The following is a 16,263-nucleotide window of genomic DNA, read 5'->3' on the forward strand; positions in this document are numbered from 1 at the left end:
TCCAACATCACCGCAGCACAGGCACACCATGACGCAGCAACCCGATCATCCCAGCGCCCAATCGGCCCAGGACCACGTCGACCCCGAACGGCTGGAAACGGCCATCGCCGCCCTGGCGGCCTTCGGCGGCCGCGACGACGGCGGGGTCTCGCGGCAGACCCTGACCGACGTCGACCTGGCCGCGCGCCGCCACCTGGTGGAACGCGCCCGCGCGCTGGGCTGCGAAGTCGGCACGGACGATTGCGCCAATCTGTACTTCCGCCGTCCCGGCAAGGCGGACCTGCCGCCGGTGCTGACCGGCAGCCACGCGGACACCCAGCCCGTGGGCGGCAAGCTGGACGGCGCCTACGGCGTGCTCGCCGGCCTGGAGACCATCGCGGCGCTCAACGACGCCGGCATCGAAACGCTGCGTCCCATCGAAGTCGTCTCCTGGACCAACGAGGAAGGCAGCCGCTTCGGCCCGGGCACCATGGGATCCAGCGCCTTCGTGGAGCCGGCGCGGCTGGCCGGATATCGCGAGTCCCGCGACCTCGACGGCGTCCGCTTCGGCGACGCGCTGGACGCGGCGCTCGCGGCCATGCCCGACTTGCGCCGCCTGCCGATGCCGCGCCCGATGTCGGCCTGCGTGGAGCTGCACATCGAGCAAGGCCCCGTGCTGGAAAGCGCCGGACTGCCGCTGGGCGTGGTGGACGGCATCCAGAGCGTGCGCTGGTACCGGGTGACCTGCCAGGGCATGATGGCGCACGCCGGCACCACGCCCATGGAGAACCGCAGGGACGCCATGGCGATGGCCGTGGGCATCGCCGCGCAACTCTATGCGCGCGGCGCCCAACTGACCGCGCAAGGCTTGCGGCTTACCCTGGGACGCTGGCAGGTGGAGCCGAATTCGATCAACACGATTCCCGGCACGGTGGTGTTCACCGTGGACGCCCGTTGCGTGGACGAAACCGTGCTGGATACCTTCGAGGCCGCGCTCGACCGGGCGGTAGCCGAGGCGCCGCCGCGCGGCGCGGCCAGCCGCGAGAGCCTTTTCCGGCGCGCGCCGACGCGCTTCCCGCCGGCGATGCTGGCGCTGGTGGAGCGCGCCTGCGGCCGCGCCGCGGCCAGCGCCGGTTGCGGCGCCCCGATACGATTGACCTCGGGCGCGTTCCACGATGCCATGTACCTGGCCGACCACTGCCCCACGGGGATGATTTTCGTGCCCAGCAAGGATGGCATCAGCCATAACGCGGCAGAGCATACGGACGCGGCGGAGCTTTTCCTGGGCGTGAAGGCGCTTGCGTATACTGTGACGGCGCTGGCCCAGCAGGCGGACTGAGGCGTCGGGACGGCCCATTCACGGCCGCCGCCGCGCCAGGCCTTTCCTGGCCCGCAGCCGGCCGCGCCGCCGTCCATCCGTTTCCTACGCCATCCCAGAGCATGTCTCCCCGCAAAAAGGCCGTCCCCGCCCCTCCCCCTGCCCCCGTCCCGCCCCCCTTGCCCAACGTCGGCCGCCGGCTGCGGCACGCAAGACTGGTGGCGGGATACACGCTCCTGACGCTGGCGCGCAAGGCGGACTGTTCGGAGAGCCTGGTCTCCAAGATAGAACGCGGGCAAGCGTCGCCCTCGCTGGCGATGCTGCACCGGCTCGCCGTGGCCCTGGATACGAACATCGCGGCCCTGACCAGCGACGAGGCGCCCAACACGGGCCCCGTCCTGCCGGCCGGCGAACGGCCGGTGATCAGCTCCGGCGGCATCTCGCTGGAACGGCTGGTCCTGCCCAAGCCGGGCGGCCTGCTACAGGCGAACATACATATCGTGGCGCCCGGGGCGGAGAGCGACGGACAGATCGTGCACACCGGGGAAGAAATGGGCTATGTGCTGGCCGGCACCGTGGAATTGCTTTTGGGCGACCAGGCCTACGTGCTGCACGCGGGCGACGCCTTCACCTTCCCCAGCGATACGCCGCATGGATATCGCAATACGGGAGAGGTGGAGGCGCAGGTGCTGTGGGTGAATTCGCCGGCCACGTATTGAAGGCCGGCTCTGAAGCGCCGGCGCGATACGCGCCGGCCGGCGTCCCCGGGAACGGGCGGACTTAGGCTACATCCCCCATCCGCTAGTTGATGGTAATGCCGCTGTCCTTGATGACCTTGCTCCAGACCGTCGTCTCGTGCGCCAGCAGGGCCTGCAGTTCCTGGGCGCTACCGCTGCGCGTTTCGGCGCCGATGCCCGTCAAGGTATCCTGCACTTCCTTCGACGCCATGACCTTGCGCAAGGCATCGTTCAGGGTCGCCAGCTTTTCCGGCGCCACGCCCTTGGGCGTGAACAGGCCGAACCAGCCCAGGGCCTGGAAGCCCGGCATATTCGCGCTGGCCGCCACGGTGGGCAGGTCGGGAAGCAGCGCGGTTTTTTCCGGGCTGGTCACAGCGATGCCTCGCAACTGGCCGCTCTTGATATAAGGCGTGAGTATGGCGACGTTGTCGATGCCCGCCTTCAGGCGGCCGGCCAGCAAGTCGGGCATCAGCGCGGAAGTCCCCTTGTAGGGGATGTATTGCATCTGCACGCCGGCGTTGCGCTTGATGAGTTCCCAGGACAGGTGCTGCGCGGAACCCGGGGTGGACCCGGCATAGGACAGTTCGTTGGGATGCGCCTTGGCGTAAGCCAGGAGCCCGGGCAAGTCGTTCACCGGCAAGGACGGATGCACCACCATGACATAGGGCGATGTCGCCACCAGGCCGACAGGCGCAAGGTCTTTCTGCGGGTCGAACCGGGTGTGCGGATACAGCGCGCGATACGTGGAGAGCTGCGACGGCGCCATCAGCATGGTGTAGCCGTCGGCCGTCGACTTGGCAACGTCTTCCGCGGCGATGAGGCCGCTGGCGCCGGAATGGTTTTCGACCACGAAGGACTGGTGAAGCTGCTCGCCCATCTGTTGGCGATCAATCTGGCGACCACGTCGGTCGTCCCGCCCGCGGGCGTGCCGACCAGCAGCCGGATGGGCCTTTCCGGAAAGCCGGACGATTGCGCGTGCGCGCCGCCAAGCGCAAGGGTTGCCGCCAGGGCGGCCATGCAGCGGATGGCCGCGCGGCGATGGAACATGGGCATTTCTTGTCTCCTGTGTAATGTCTAATGCCTGAGGTCTGATGCCTGAGGCTGCCAAAACGCCGCCTTGAAAAACGCGATTTCCGCGGAACGATCAGGCGCGCTTGCCGATTTCCGCTTCCTGGGCCGTCCATCCGGCCACGCGATCGCTCAGCGTCAGTCCGAGTCCGGGACGCGTCGGCACGATCATGCGGCCGTCGCGCGTTTCCAATCTTTCGTTGAACAGGGGTTCGAGCCATTCGAAGTGTTCGACCCAGGGTTCGGTCGGATAGCAGGCCGCCAGGTGCACGTGCAATTCCATGGCGAAATGCGGGCCCAGCATCAGGCCGGCGTGCTCGGCCAGGCCGGCGATCTTCAGGAAAGGCGTGATGCCGCCGACGCGGGGGCCGTCCGGCATCAGGTAATCGGCGCCGCGCTGCCGGATGAATTCCCAGTGCTCGGCGACGCTGGTGAGCATCTCGCCCGTGGCGATGGGCGTGTCGAACTGCGCGGCAAGCGCGGCATGGCCTTCGGCGTCGTAGCAGTCCAGCGGCTCCTCGATCCAGACCAGGTTGAATTGCTCGAAGGTGCGGCACATGCGCTGCGCCGTGGGCCGGTCCCATTGCTGGTTCGCGTCGACCATCAAGGGGAAGGCGTCGCCCAGGTGCTCGCGCACCGTCTCGACGCGGTGGATGTCGAGAGCGCAGTCGGGCTGCCCCACCTTCAGCTTGATGCCGCCGATGCCCTTGGCGCGGGAGACGTCCGTGTTGGCCAGCAACTGATCGAGCGGGGTATGCAGAAAACCGCCCGACGTGTTGTAGCAGCGCACCGAATCGCGATGCGAGCCCAGCAATTTGGCGAGCGACAGGTTCGCCCGCTTGGCTTTCAGGTCCCACAGCGCCACGTCGAACGCGCCGATGGCCTGCACGGCCAGGCCGCTGCGGCCGACCGAGGCGCCCGCCCAGGCAAGCTTGCTCCAGAGCTTGGCTATGTCGCTGGGATCCTCGCCGATCAGGGTCGGCGCGATTTCCCTGGCGTGGGCGAACTGGCCGGGGCCGCCGGCCCGCTTGGAATAGCTGAAGCCCAGCCCGCGGTGGCCGTCGCCGGTCTCGATCTCGACGAACAGGATGGCGATTTCCGTCATCGGCTTCTGCCGGCCCGTCAGGACCTTGGCGTCGCTGATCGGATTGGCCAGCGGCAAGAAGACGGAGGCAAGGCGTATCCAGGCAATGGCGCCGGGCGCGGGCGGCGGGGACTGAACGTGAGACATGAGCAGGGTCCTTGGTCGGGCGTGGAACCGCCGGTTCGAGAAAAGTAGCCTCCAGCGCCGCTCGCTGCTCTCCTGGGGGATTCCCCCTGAAAGGCGGCCCGGCGGCAAAAGAGTCCGGCTTAATGATTGCGCAATCATACTGATTTAAATGACGGGATGCCAGTCTCAAATATCGTAGCCAGGAAAGGGGCGAAGCCGCATGAGGTCTTCATTGCGAGAAACCGGGCGCCGCATGCGAAAATCGGCGGCGGACATCGAACCAACAACCGCCGCGCCGTGGGAATCGGGCATTGAACAGGAGTCAGGGTGGCAAGGAAATCTGAGCGCAGCCAGTCCATCGAGGCCGCCAGGACGTCGAGCGTGACCTTGATCGACGTCGCCCGCGTGGCCGGCGTCGCTCCCATGACCGTGTCGCGCGCCTTGCACCGGCCCGAACTCGTGCGCGAGGATACCGCCAGGAAAGTGCGGGAGGCCGTGCGCGCGACGGGTTACGTGCCGAATATGCTGGCCGGCGGACTGGCCAGCAGCAAGAGCCGCTTGATCGCGATTCTGCTGCCGACGATCGCCAATTCCATCTTTGCCGATACCGTCCAGGCGCTGATGGATGGCCTGACGGCATCCGGCTATCAGACCCTGCTGGGCTTGACCGGCTACTCCACCGAGACGGAAGAACAGCTCGTGGAAGCCCTGCTGGGACGGCGCCCGGACGGCATCGTACTGGCGGGCACGAACCATACCCGGGCAACGATAGACCGGCTGAAAAAGGCGAAGATCCCCGTCGTCGAGATATGGGACCTGACCGAAAGGCCCATCGACATGGTGATCGGCTTTTCCCACGAGAAAGTCGGCGTGGCGGTCGCGCGCCATCTCCTGGCCAAGGGATATCAGCGCTTCGGCGTCATTTCCGTCGACGATCCGCGCGGACTGCGGCGCTGCCGCAGCCTGGTCAAGGAATTGGCGCGCCACGGCAAGACCGGCGTGCCGTTCGAAATACTGCCGGCGCCCGCCACCCTGCAACTCGGCCGGGAAGGAGCGAGCCGGCTGATGGCCGGGGAACGCCCCGAAGTCGTCGTTTGCAGTTCCGACACCCTGGCGCAAGGCGTGCTCGCCGAGGCCGCGAGCCGTGGACTGCACGTGCCCAGCGACCTCGCGGTCATGGGATTCGGCGACCTGAGCACCGCCGCGCATGTCTGCCCGGCCCTGTCCACGGTGCGCGTGGACGGAGCGACGATAGGACGAAACACCGCGGCGGCTTTGCTCGCCCGCTTCGCCGCCCCATCGGACAAGGATCGGGTGGCCGTGCGCATGGATACCGGCTTTTCCATCGTCGACCGGGAAAGCGCCTGAGGGCGCGGCCGGGGCGGGCCATCAGGCGCACACACCTTCAAGGATGGTTTCCGGCACAAGCCTTGCGATGCCCAAACGAATGATTGCGCTATCACCCGCCATTACTCGCTATCACCGTCGAGGACTATGCGCTCTTCCGCATCCTGGGTTTGCAGACGTCCTGCAGCGCTTCCAGCAAGGCATAGGAGAGATGCGCGCGCGGATTATCCCGGGGCATCAGGAGGCCGAGCCGGCGCATGAGGGGCGGATCGCCGAACGGCAAGGTGCGTATGGTGGCGGGGAATTCATTGGCGACGCCCCGGTTGGGGACGACGGAAACGCCCAGACCGTTGGCCACCATCGCGATGACGCCCTCCACCGAGTCGATTTCCATCGCCGATTGCACCTCGAGGCCCCGGCGATCCATCTCCGCGGTCACCATGCGTCCCACCCGCGCCATGCGATTGAAGCGCACGTAGGGGTTGTTCTCCAGCAATTCCTTGTCCGTCCGCCCGACCGCCGTCTTGTGCGCGATGACGACCATCGGCTCTTCGAAGAAGGCATGGAATTGCAGCTCGCCCCGCGTCATCTCCGGTTCGGTCACCAGGGCCACGTCGAGCTGCCCGTGGAAGACTTCCATTTCCAGCTCGTGGGTCAGGCCCGTGGTGAGGCGTATCTCGATGCCCTGCCCCTGCTTTTGCAGGCGCCGCAAGGCCAGCGGCAGCCAGCCGGAGACGGACGTGTGCACGGCGCCCAGCTTGAGCACGCCGCCGGACACGTCCCGCTTCAGGCTGTCGCTCAGGCTCTCCCAATGCGCGATCAGGTCGCGCGCGCCGTCGATCAGGCGCAGGCCGCTGGGCGTCAGCACGGGCGGACGGCGGGTGCGGTCGAACAGCACCGTGCCGAGTTCTTCCTCCAAGGCGCGCATCTGCATGCTGACGGCGGACAAGGTCAGCCCGATGGCTTTCCCGGCCTCGGCGAAGCTGCCCCGGTCGGCCACGGCCACGAGCGTATAGAGAGTCTTGACGTCCATCGGGATTCCCTGAAGGCGCGTCCCCGCGGGCCCGCGCCGGTTGATCGGGAATTGTAGACCGGCCGCCGGGCCGCCTTTGCCGAAGCCGCGAGCCGGGCCTCTTGGCGGCCCGCGGCGCCTACGCCTAAAGCCCTAGCAGGACGCGCGCGTTCTCCCGCATCACCTTCACGCGGTTTTCCTCGCGGATCGGCAGGCTCTCGAACCAATCCCTGTATCCCCGGACCGGGCAGAAGGGAAAGGAGCTGGCATAGAGCATGCGGTCCGCCAGAAAGCCGTCCGCCGCCTTCACGTATTCCTCCCATCCGGGCATCCGGGAAAAATACATGTCCGGCGAGAGATACAGGTTCGGCCGCCGGAACGCGACGTGCAGGATCTCGTTCACCCAAGGCCAGCCCCCATGCGCGACGACCACCTTCAGGTTCGGAAAATCCGCCAGCACCCTGTCGGTCCGTATCGGGTCGGAATAGCCGAGGTCGGGCCCCGCCGTGCCGCCCACCATCATGATGACGGGCACCAGCCGGTCCTCGCAATGCCCGTAGATCGGATACAGGCGGCGGTCGTCCGCGTACATCGGCACCGGATAGGCGCCGGGCTCGATGTTGATCAGCCTGAAGCCCTGCCCGATGGCCTGGTCGATGGTGTCGCACGCGCCGCGGCGGGAGGTGGGATCGATGGACGCCGCGCCGACGAAGCGCTTGCCGTACGACCGCATGATGTGCAGGACATCCTCGTTGGACACGCTGCCCAGCATCCCCGCGCGGCGCCCGACCACCACGCCGTACTCGACGTCCGCGCCGTCCATCTCTTCCAGCAGCAGGTCCATCGATTGCCGCTGGGCGGCCGCGGAGGGCTCGAATCCCACCGTGCGCGTGAAGCCGTCGCGCCGGTCGCCAGCGTTGTACATCAGGGTGTCGAGAAATCCTCGCAGCGGCGGGCGCAGGCGAAAGTCGATGATCCCCATCACATCACCTCCTTCTTCCGGTCGTCGGTCTCGCCGTAGCGATGCAGGGCGGGCGGCTTCAGGCCCGCGTACAGCGCGTCGATCCCGGCGTTGATTTCCTCCCCATGCTGCTGGAACAGCGAATTCCCCGCCGCGTCGCTCTCGACGATGAAAGGACCGAAGTCCTTGACGTCGAACAGCCACATGGCCTGGGCGATGCCCAGCTCGTCCAGCCAGTGCACCTCGCGCACGCGCACGATGCCGCGTCCCAGCAGCGCGCCGGTGCCGTAGCCCACGGTGGTCAGGTAGACGGCGCCGTTGGGCACCATGATCCGGGCATAGTCTTCGTGTGTCATCCCGCCCTTGCCGATGACGATGCGGGTGCCGGTCAGCTTGAGCCAGCGATCCATCCACTTGGAGAAGCGGAAGCTGGCCGTCGCGGTCACCGCGCCGACCTTGTAGCCGCCCTTGCCGTCGGGCGCGGCGGCGGGCGAGCAGTGGAAATTGACGTTGCTGAGCGCGCGCAGGTCCGCGGGCAAGGGCACGCCGTCGCCCAGCAGCTTCTGGTAGACGCCCTCCCGGGCCGTATAGACCGTCCCCGTCATGTACACGACCGAGCCGATCTCCAGGCGTTGGATATCCTCCTCGCGCGCCGGCAGGTCTATGCGGAATACTTTCAGATCGTCGCTGTCGTTTCGGTCGTCCATTCGACTGTCTCCCTGCGCATGTACGGCGTGAACCATTGCGGATCGGTGCGATACTCGATCCGCCCGTTGGCATGTATCCGGGCCGTGGCCCGCCGGGACGACAGGCAGAACGTGTGCATGCTGACCGGCATGCCGCCCGTGTGGGTGTAGCCCACTTCGATATGGCAATCCACGACCATGGACGAGCCGACGAAGCCCATGGCGCCCATGCCGATGGAGTTGCCGAGTTTCTTGAGCTCCAGCTCCAGCTCGGCGATGCGCGGATCCGGATTGCGGTCGCCGACCACGCGCAGGCACGCGGCCTGCTTGCCCAACTGCATACAGGTGTCCTTGGAGCCGCCGATGCCCACGCCCACGATGGCGGGCTGGCAGGCCAGGCCGCGCTTGCCGAACGCGATGAGGCCATCCAGCACGAAGCGCTTGATGCCGTCGATGCCGTCGCCGGGAAACAGCATCCGGTAGTCGGTGCCGAACAGGCCGCCCTTGTGCACCGTGGTGATGTCGATCCAATCGGCCTCCGGCTCGAAGGACCATTCAATCTCCGGCGCGTTTATCCCGACGTTGTTGTTGTGCTCCGTGCGCCACAGCGGATGGACGCGATTCGGACGCAGCGGCACGTCCAGGGTGGCCCGTGCCGTCGCCGAACGCAAGGCGCGCTCGACGCCGACGAAACCCGTTTCGACGCTCGCGTCGTTGCCCACCTTCACGTAGTAGCGAGGCAGTCCGGTATCGGCGCACATGGGCCGGCGGTCCTTGCCCGCCGCGTCCCAGTTCTCCACCATGGCATGCAGCACGAAGCGGGAAAGCTTGCCCTGCTCCGTCTTCTGCATCTGGCGGATGCCGTTCTCGTAGTCCTCCGGTATCTCGATGGCGGCGCGCGACATGATTTCGTACGCCGCCGCTTCTATCGTCCCTATTCCTATAGCCATAAGCCTGTCTCCCGATATCGCTGCTTTCCTATGCCGCCGTCGCCGCCCGCGCGACGGGCGGCGCGCCGGCCTCGTCGTCGATCAGGGATTCGCCCGGCTTGACGATGTCGAACGCCACCGGGACGAGTTCGAGCCCGAGCCGATCGCCGTCCCTGAAAACCTGGGTGTACCGGGTCCCCATCAAATCCGAGGTTTCCGGAAAATCCTCGCGGAAGTGCGCGCCGCGGCTGTCGTCCCGGGCCAGCGCCGCCGTCCCGATCACTTCCGAGATCGCCAGCAGGCTGTCCAGGTTCAGCCAGTCGTGCCAGCTCAGGTTGTAGCGGCGGTCTCCGTCCTTGACGCCGATTCCGCGCAATGCGTCCCGGTGCGCCGCGACCTCGGCCAGCCCGGCCTGGATGCCGTCATGCGTGCGCAGGATGCCGACCTTGTCCCACATGGTCCGCGACAAGGCTTCGCGCAGGGGCAGCGACGGCGCCGGCGTCCTGGAGAATGGCGCTTCCGCGCGCGCGATCCCCTGTTCGATGACGCCCTCGTCCGCCTCGCGCCACGCCGCGCCCTTGCGGATGAAGGCGGTCATCGAGTCGCCCGCGATGCCGCCGAACACGGTGGAGTTCGCCACGCCGTTGCCGCCCAGGCGATTGGCCCCGTGCACGCCCCCGCAATCCTCGCCGGCGGCGTACAGCCCCGGAGACGCGGTGGTGCAGTCGACGTTGAATTCGACCCCGCCCATCAGGTAATGGGCGGTCGGCACCACCTCCACGAGGCCGCCCGCGAGGTCGAAGCCGCAATCCGCGCAGCGCTTGACCATGCCGGGGAAAGCCCGTGCCACCTTCTCCGGCCCCAGGTGCCCCATCTGGATGTAGACGCCGCCCATCGGCGTGGTGTTGCCCGCCCGCATTTCCGCGTAGATGCCGCGGCTGACGATATCCCGCGTGGCGCGTTCGCCGCGCGGGTCGTATTTGCTCATGAAGCGTTCCCGCGCGCCGTTCAGCAGATAGCCGCCGGCGCCGCGCAGCCCTTCTTCCAGCACCGTCCCGGTCATGCGCGTATCGGGTCCGCCCAGCAGCCCCGTGGGATGGAACTGGACCATCTCCATATCCCGCAGCTTCAGGCCGTAGCGCAGCGCCATGGCCAGGCCGTCGCAGGTCTTCTCCCCGGACGGCGTGTGGTAGAGGTACATCGTCGGGCCGGCGCCGGTGGCCAGCAAGACCGCCTTGGCCTGCACGAAGCGATAGCCGCCGCTGCGCATATCGATGAACAGCACCCCGGCAATGCCGGAGCCGTCCCGCGCCGGGACCAGCTCGATGGCGCGGTGTTCCTCCATGCGCCGCACGCCGGCGCCGCGCACCTGTTCCATCAGGCGGTTGATGATCTCGATGCCCGTCAGGTCCGACTTGTGCACCGTGCGGTCGAAGCTCTGCCCCGCGAACGCCTTCTGGTGCAGGGTGCCGTCCGGATTGCGGTCGAAGAAACAGCCGATCTCGTTTTCCAGCTCCTGCACCCTTTCGATCGCCCCCACCACCAGCCGCCACGCCAGGTCCTGGCGCGGCAGCCACTTTCCGCCGGCGATGGTGTCCATGAAGTGCCGCTCGATGGAGTCGCCCTTGGCCAAGGCGACGTTGTAGCCCCCTTGGACCATGCGGGTGCATCCGCTCTTGCCCATCAAGCCCTTCACCGCCACCGTGACGTCCAGCGTGGGATCCGCCTGCCGGGCATGCAGCGCCGCGAACAGGCCGGCGCCGCCGGAACCCAATATGAGAATGTCGGTTTTTGTGCGTTCGATCTGCATGCTCAGAAAACCCTTATCAAGAACACCACGCCGACCAGCATCGCCAATCCGGTTCCCCATCCCACCCAGCCCAGGCGCGCATCGCGCGGCGCCTTCCATGGGAAGAACTCCATGACCAGCAGGCGCAGGCCGAACGCCAGATGCAGGCCCAGCAATATCACCAGCCCCCACTCCGCGATCTTCACCAGGGGCAGCTCGGCGAACTTCAGAAAGCCGTCGAGCCGCGCGGCGCCTTCCAGCGCCAGCCCCAGCGCCAGGAAATGAAAGGGCAGGAACAGCGCCAGCAACAGGCCGGAGACGCGATGGCCGATGAAGGCCCAATAGGCCTTGTGATTCCGCACGGCCTTCATGACATCCACCCTCCCACGGCGATGACGGCACGCGCGCCCAGGCACAGCAGCACGATGCCGAACAGGCCGCATACGGCGCCGGCCCAGCCGCGCGGCAGCCGGAACCACTCGATCAGGATGTTGCGCAGGCCGATCGGCGCGTGGATCGCGGCGGCCAGGACGAACAGTCCGTAGAACGCCAGCCAGAACCCGTTGCCCTGCGTCCGGTGCAGGATGTCCTCCGCGCGCAGGCCGCCGCGGACGGCGTAGAGGATGAGGCCGAGGTGCACGAGCACGAAGGGCCCCATCACCATGGCCGTCAGCCGCTGCAAGACGAAAAGCATGTTCTCCATCGCATCAATCCCCCTTGAAGAACTCCAGCAGCGCGCGCTTCTTGAGGCCCGCGATGCTGCCGGTGGGACTGAGGCTGACGGGACAGTGCGTCATGCAACTGCCCTGCGTGTGACAGGCGTTGCATCCGCCCTGCGCGGTCGCCTGCTTGATCACGCCCCGGATGTCGCCGTGCCGTTCGTCGTTGACCAGGGTCCATGCCCGATTCAACGCCGCCGGCCCGAGATAGTTCTTGTCCCAGCCGACCACGTCGCAGGCGGCATAGCAGACGCCGCAGTTGATGCACTCGATGGCCGCGTCGGCCAGCTTGCGCTTGCGGCTGGCGGGATCGACCCTGGCGGGAGGATCCTCGCGCGTCGCGGTGCCGACGAACCGGCCGCCCGCCTTCTGCCACTTGTCGAAGAACTCGGTCATGTCCACGACGAGATCCTTGATGCGGGGCATGTTGCGCAACGGCTCCAGTTCGATGACGCCGCCCTGCTGCACGTTGCTGACGTGGCTGCGACAGGTCCAGCGGGGCTTGCCGTTGACCGTCATCGCACAGGACCCGCACACGCCCACCCGGCATGAGAACCGGTAGGAGAGGTCCGGCTCGATACGCCGCTGTATCTCCGTCACCACGTCGAGCACCGTCTGGTTTTCGCGCCACGGCACCTGGTAGGTGGCGAAGCCCCCTTCCTCCGCGCCGCGCCAGATGCGCACCGTCAGCGTCCTTGCGGAAGCTTCGGGGTGAGCGCCGCCCTGCGCCCCGGCGGGCGCATACGCTTTGGTCTCCATCTCACTCTCTCCTGTTGGAGCAAGCCCTTCGTTATTCGATCGCCCGGCCCGGGCGCGGCGATGCGCACTCGTTCATGCCGGCGCCGATGCATGCCGCCCGGTCGCTGCGGACCGCCCCGTCAGGGCCGCGGGCAAGCGCCGGCGCGGCCGTTCCGAACGGGGAATATCGCCAGTTTATTAATCGTTCTTTTTTGAATCAAGCTTTTTTTGATTCAATCTTTCTGATTATAAATTTTGCCGCAACGCGGCCGGGCCGACGCGTTCGGCGGCTTGCCCGTGCTGTTCCGCGCCGCTCGCGGCCGCGGCGCCATGGGAGAAATAGGCTTTCACCGCGTCGGTGAAGCGCGTGCGCGCGTGATGCCGGCGCTCCAGCAGGCCCACGTCGCGGCAGACGCTGCCACAGGGCAGCGGGACGACCCGCAATGCCCGATCCGCGCCCCAGGAAACGTTGGCCAGGCGCGGAACGATGGACACGCCCAACCCCTGGCGCACCAGTTCGATGATGGCCTCGACCGAGTTGAGCTCCATCTCGACGCGCACCTGGACGTCACAGCACCGGATGGCGTCGTCCACCAGCGCGCCGGTCCACGTGCCGTGGTCGAAACGCAGGAACGGCGCGGTGCGCAGCGCATCCAGCGGCTGCGCCGGCAACTGGAAATGGGGCCGCCGGGGGACGATCAGGACCAGCGGTTCCGTGTAGAGCGGCGTCCAGACCATCGCGACCGGAAGCGGCCGCGGCGGCCGGGTGACGACCGCCGCGTCCAGCTCGCCCTGCTCCACCCGCATGGCGAAGTCCGATGACAAGCCGGCGAACAAGCGGACGTCCAGCGTGGGGTTTTCCCGCTCGATGCTCCACAGCGCGTCGGAGAAAGCGCCCATCAGCGCCGAGACCAGCGCGCCCATGACCACCGATCCCGCCAACGCGCCCGACCCGCTGTCCCCGGCGAGGTCTTCGTAGTCGACCACCAGTTGTTCGATGCGCGGCAAGAGCTTGCGCGCACAGGGATTGAGGACGACGGTGCGCGCGCCGCGGTCGAAGAGCCGGCAATGCAGGTCTTCTTCGAGCGCCCGTATCTGCAGGCCCACGGCCGCGGCGGTCAGCCCTACGTGTTTACCCGCGGCGGCGAAGGAGCCGTGGCGCGCCACCGCCAGAAACGTCTTGAGCGTACGGATCGAAGGCATCGTGAGTCTCCCCTTTCATGGCGGGTGCGGCGGCCGTCCGGCCGGCGGCGCGACGATGGCCGGCGCCCCGTCGCTTTTGGCGGAAGCCCCATCGATCGCGTCGGACCGTAAAGCGTTCCTTTATCTCACGGCGAAAAATACTCGCTTTGCAAAGGCGATTCAATCACCAATACTTTGCGAAAAATTCGCCGGCCGCGATCCTCGCGGCGCCGCATAAAAACATGGAGACAAGAAATGCCCCGACCCTCGGGCCGCGCGCCCTCCCGTGTTTCATCGCGTATTTCCGCCGCGTTTTCCAACGCCTTCCGGCCCGCGCATCCGCCGCTGTCCGTCCCGCGCGCCGTCACGCCGCGCGTCATGACCCGGCTGCTCGTCAGCGCAATGATTGCGTTCGCATCCTGTATGGCAAGCGCCGCCACGGCGGCGACGTCATGGCCCGACAAGCCGGTGCGGCTCATCGTTCCCTTCGTTGCGGGAGGCGCCACCGACAACATTGCCCGCGCGCTGGGCATGCGTCTGGGCACGATGTGGAAAGAGAGCGTGGTGGTGGAAAACAAACCCGGCGCCGGCGGCCTGGTCGGCGCGGAAGCGGTCGCCCGCTCGGACGCGGACGGCTACACGCTGCTGCTGGCTTCCGGTTCGATGTTCACCGTCAATCCCTACATCTACCAGAAGCTTCCGTATGCGCGTAAGGACTTCGCGTTGATCAGCAACGTCGCCACCGGCCCCATGATCGTCGCCGTCCGCACCACGCTTCCCGTCAAGACCTTGGCGGACCTGGTGCGCTATGCGAAGGAACGTCCCGGCAGGGTCAACTTCGGATCGGCAGGCGTCGGCAGCCAGGTCCACATGGCCGGCGAGAAACTGGCCGACGTGGCGGGCCTGGAAGTCGTGCACGTGCCTTACAAAGGCGAGGCCGCGGCCTATGCCGACCTGATGGCCGGACACATCGACTTCGTCGTCGGCAACATCGCCGGTCTCGCACCGCTCGTCAGCAGCGGGAAAATCCGCGCCCTGGCCGTCACCGACAAGACGCGCGCCAAGATGCTGCCCAACGTGCCGACCGCGGCCGAGGCCGGTTATCCCCAGCTCGAGATCCATGGCTGGTTCGCCCTGGTCGCGCCGGCGAAGACGCCGCGCGACGTCGTCCAGAAGATCCAGCGGGACGTCGCGGCCGCGCTCGCCAATGCCGACACCAGGGAAACGCTGGAGGCGCAAGGCTGCACGCCCACGCCCAGCACGCCCGAACAACTGGGCCAGCTTATCGATACGGAATCCGTCGCCTGGCGCGAGGTGGTCGGCAACCGCAAGCTCAAGGCCAACTGAGCCGACCCGCGCCAGGCGGGTCGGCGCGATGGATGCGCGCCGCCGGACATGCGCCGCGCCATCCACCGCCCAAGGACCAAGTACTTAGTCCTTGGGCATCAAGGGCACCAGCTTGCTCAGCCGCTCGGCGCTTTCCTTCATCGAGGCGGACCACTGGTCGCCGGGCAGGTAGGCCAGCACCGGCAGGTCGTTGACCGCCGCCTTGCGATAGTCCGGATCCTGCAACGCGGCGCTGATGGCCGTGTCGAGGCGGTCGATGATGTTCTTCGGCAGTCCCTTGGGGCCGGAGAATCCGCGCTCGGACGTCATCAGTACATTGAAGCCCTGCTCCTGCGCGGTGGGCACGTCGGGCAGCGCCTGGCTGCGCTGGCCGGACGGCGAGAACTGCGCCAGCACCTTCACCGGGTTCTGCTGCAGCATGGTCGCTTCCGACGCGCTCAGGATGACGTAGTCCACCTGCTTGCTGAGCAAGGCCGTGGAGGTTTCGCCGCTGCCCTTGAACGGCACGGCGATGCCGTCGACCCCGATGGCCTGTTGCAGCATCAACTGGGTCAGGTGGCCGTTGGTGCCGACGCCGTTATTGCCGAAGGAAACGCGTCCCGGCGCCTTGTGCATGGCCTGCACCACGTCGGCCAGGTTGTTCGCGGGATTATCCTTGCGCGTGATGAGGACGGCGGGATCGGCCACCATGCGCGCCACGATGCTCATGTCCGCAGGCTGGTAGTTGGTCTTCTGGTACATGGGCGTGAAGACGAACCCGGGCAGATTGATGGTGCCCAGGGTGTACCCGTCCGGCTTGGAATGCTGCACGAAGGCATTGGCGATGGCCCCCGTGGCGCCCGGCTTGTCGATCACGATGATCTGCGCATGGCCGCCCAGGTGGCGCGCGAGAAACGGCGCGAGGTTGCGCGCCATCAGGTCCGTGGCGCTGCCGGCGCTGTAGCCGACGACGATCTGGATAGGGTGGTCGTCCGGCCACTCGGCGTGCGCGGCGCCAGCCGCCGCGCAGAACAAGGCTCCCATGGCATAGGCGAGCCTCAATTGGAATTTCATCTGAATCTCCTGAATCTAGTAGATAAGCATCTACCCCTTGCTTGCGCCCGGTCTGGCGCGGGCGTAGCCCAAATTATTCCCGGTCGTCGTTGAACATCCCCTGACATGGCCTCGGCTCACCGGGACGTGTCCGTTTCCCTGCGCGACATGGCGGAGCTAATTCGGCCTCAATTAAAAATAATTCTCAT

General features: G+C 67.0%; 18 protein-coding genes. 5 read left to right on the top strand and 13 right to left on the bottom strand.

Annotation, left to right across the window (positions count from 1 at the left end; translation table 11 throughout):
* Positions 1 to 28: 28 nt before the first annotated feature.
* Together CAL29_RS23915 and CAL29_RS23920 are read left to right on the top strand one after the other, a co-directional pair.
* Positions 29 to 1,318, top strand: a complete 1,290-nt coding sequence (locus CAL29_RS23915; protein WP_094855440.1) for a M20 family metallo-hydrolase — start codon at positions 29 to 31, stop codon at positions 1,316 to 1,318.
* 101 nt (positions 1,319 to 1,419) lie between these two features.
* Complete coding sequence (locus CAL29_RS23920; protein ID WP_094855441.1) at positions 1,420 to 2,016, top strand: helix-turn-helix domain-containing protein; 597 nt, start codon at positions 1,420 to 1,422, stop codon at positions 2,014 to 2,016.
* Positions 2,017 to 2,098: 82 nt separating this feature from the next.
* On the opposite strand, the gene CAL29_RS23925 is transcribed toward CAL29_RS23920, so the two are convergent.
* Positions 2,099 to 2,911, bottom strand: a complete 813-nt coding sequence (locus CAL29_RS23925; RefSeq protein ID WP_094855442.1) for a Bug family tripartite tricarboxylate transporter substrate binding protein — start codon at positions 2,909 to 2,911, stop codon at positions 2,099 to 2,101.
* Between CAL29_RS23925 and CAL29_RS31410 the strand changes: the two genes are divergently transcribed.
* Positions 2,894 to 3,112 carry a hypothetical protein gene (locus CAL29_RS31410; protein WP_143277735.1) on the top strand — a complete coding sequence of 73 codons (219 nt, stop codon included), beginning with the start codon at positions 2,894 to 2,896 and terminating at the stop codon, positions 3,110 to 3,112. The two genes, CAL29_RS23925 and CAL29_RS31410, sit on opposite strands and share 18 nt — an antisense overlap.
* A 66-nt stretch (positions 3,113 to 3,178) precedes the next feature.
* Here the strand turns inward: CAL29_RS31410 and CAL29_RS23930 are convergent, their stop codons facing one another.
* Entirely contained in the window at positions 3,179 to 4,333 is a 1,155-nt protein-coding gene (locus CAL29_RS23930; RefSeq protein WP_094855443.1) for an L-talarate/galactarate dehydratase, read from the bottom strand.
* Positions 4,334 to 4,639: 306 nt separating this feature from the next.
* Between CAL29_RS23930 and CAL29_RS23935 the strand changes: the two genes are divergently transcribed.
* Positions 4,640 to 5,680 (top strand): LacI family DNA-binding transcriptional regulator, encoded by a 1,041-nt coding sequence (locus CAL29_RS23935; RefSeq protein ID WP_094855444.1) that lies wholly within the window; start codon positions 4,640 to 4,642, stop codon positions 5,678 to 5,680.
* Between the two features lie 124 nt (positions 5,681 to 5,804).
* On the opposite strand, the gene CAL29_RS23940 is transcribed toward CAL29_RS23935, so the two are convergent.
* From CAL29_RS23940 to CAL29_RS31695, 10 genes are all read right to left on the bottom strand, one after another.
* Positions 5,805 to 6,692, bottom strand: a complete 888-nt coding sequence (locus tag CAL29_RS23940; protein WP_094855445.1) for a LysR family transcriptional regulator — start codon at positions 6,690 to 6,692, stop codon at positions 5,805 to 5,807.
* Positions 6,693 to 6,816: 124 nt separating this feature from the next.
* Complete coding sequence (locus tag CAL29_RS23945) at positions 6,817 to 7,653, bottom strand: amidohydrolase family protein (RefSeq protein ID WP_094855446.1); 837 nt, start codon at positions 7,651 to 7,653, stop codon at positions 6,817 to 6,819.
* On the bottom strand, positions 7,653 to 8,339 hold the full coding sequence (locus tag CAL29_RS23950; RefSeq protein ID WP_094855447.1) for a fumarate hydratase C-terminal domain-containing protein: 687 nt from the start codon (positions 8,337 to 8,339) through the stop codon (positions 7,653 to 7,655). Before CAL29_RS23950 ends, CAL29_RS23945 begins: the two co-directional genes overlap by 1 nt.
* Positions 8,309 to 9,268 carry a fumarate hydratase gene (locus CAL29_RS23955; protein WP_094855448.1) on the bottom strand — a complete coding sequence of 320 codons (960 nt, stop codon included), beginning with the start codon at positions 9,266 to 9,268 and terminating at the stop codon, positions 8,309 to 8,311. The genes CAL29_RS23950 and CAL29_RS23955 overlap by 31 nt, the downstream gene beginning before the upstream one ends.
* Before the next feature lie 28 nt (positions 9,269 to 9,296).
* Positions 9,297 to 11,057 (bottom strand): L-aspartate oxidase, encoded by a 1,761-nt coding sequence (locus CAL29_RS23960; RefSeq protein ID WP_094855449.1) that lies wholly within the window; start codon positions 11,055 to 11,057, stop codon positions 9,297 to 9,299.
* A 2-nt stretch (positions 11,058 to 11,059) separates the two neighbouring features.
* Complete coding sequence (gene sdhC, locus CAL29_RS23965) at positions 11,060 to 11,407, bottom strand: succinate dehydrogenase, cytochrome b556 subunit (protein ID WP_256977698.1); 348 nt, start codon at positions 11,405 to 11,407, stop codon at positions 11,060 to 11,062.
* Positions 11,404 to 11,730 (bottom strand): succinate dehydrogenase, encoded by a 327-nt coding sequence (locus CAL29_RS23970; RefSeq protein WP_306430699.1) that lies wholly within the window; start codon positions 11,728 to 11,730, stop codon positions 11,404 to 11,406. Before CAL29_RS23970 ends, sdhC begins: the two co-directional genes overlap by 4 nt.
* Positions 11,731 to 11,743: 13 nt before the next feature.
* The gene (locus CAL29_RS23975) at positions 11,744 to 12,514 is read right to left on the bottom strand and encodes a succinate dehydrogenase/fumarate reductase iron-sulfur subunit (RefSeq protein ID WP_094855452.1); all 771 of its coding nucleotides are present in this window, start codon (positions 12,512 to 12,514) and stop codon (positions 11,744 to 11,746) included.
* Between the two features lie 225 nt (positions 12,515 to 12,739).
* The gene (locus CAL29_RS23980; protein WP_094855453.1) at positions 12,740 to 13,696 is read right to left on the bottom strand and encodes a LysR family transcriptional regulator; all 957 of its coding nucleotides are present in this window, start codon (positions 13,694 to 13,696) and stop codon (positions 12,740 to 12,742) included.
* Positions 13,697 to 13,821: 125 nt separating this feature from the next.
* A complete protein-coding gene (locus tag CAL29_RS31695; RefSeq protein WP_179284078.1) occupies positions 13,822 to 14,154 on the bottom strand; it encodes a hypothetical protein in 333 nt (110 codons plus the stop codon).
* On the opposite strand from CAL29_RS31695, the gene CAL29_RS23985 reads away from it, so the two are divergent.
* Positions 14,144 to 15,022 carry a tripartite tricarboxylate transporter substrate binding protein gene (locus CAL29_RS23985; protein WP_256977699.1) on the top strand — a complete coding sequence of 293 codons (879 nt, stop codon included), beginning with the start codon at positions 14,144 to 14,146 and terminating at the stop codon, positions 15,020 to 15,022. The two genes, CAL29_RS31695 and CAL29_RS23985, sit on opposite strands and share 11 nt — an antisense overlap.
* A gap of 84 nt (positions 15,023 to 15,106) precedes the next feature.
* On the opposite strand, the gene CAL29_RS23990 is transcribed toward CAL29_RS23985, so the two are convergent.
* Positions 15,107 to 16,075: a tripartite tricarboxylate transporter substrate binding protein gene (locus CAL29_RS23990; RefSeq protein ID WP_094855454.1), complete on the bottom strand. Its 969-nt coding sequence runs from the start codon at positions 16,073 to 16,075 to the stop codon at positions 15,107 to 15,109.
* Positions 16,076 to 16,263: the final 188 nt, after the last annotated feature.

The organism is Bordetella genomosp. 10, from assembly GCF_002261225.1.
GTDB lineage: Bacteria > Pseudomonadota > Gammaproteobacteria > Burkholderiales > Burkholderiaceae_B > Bordetella_C.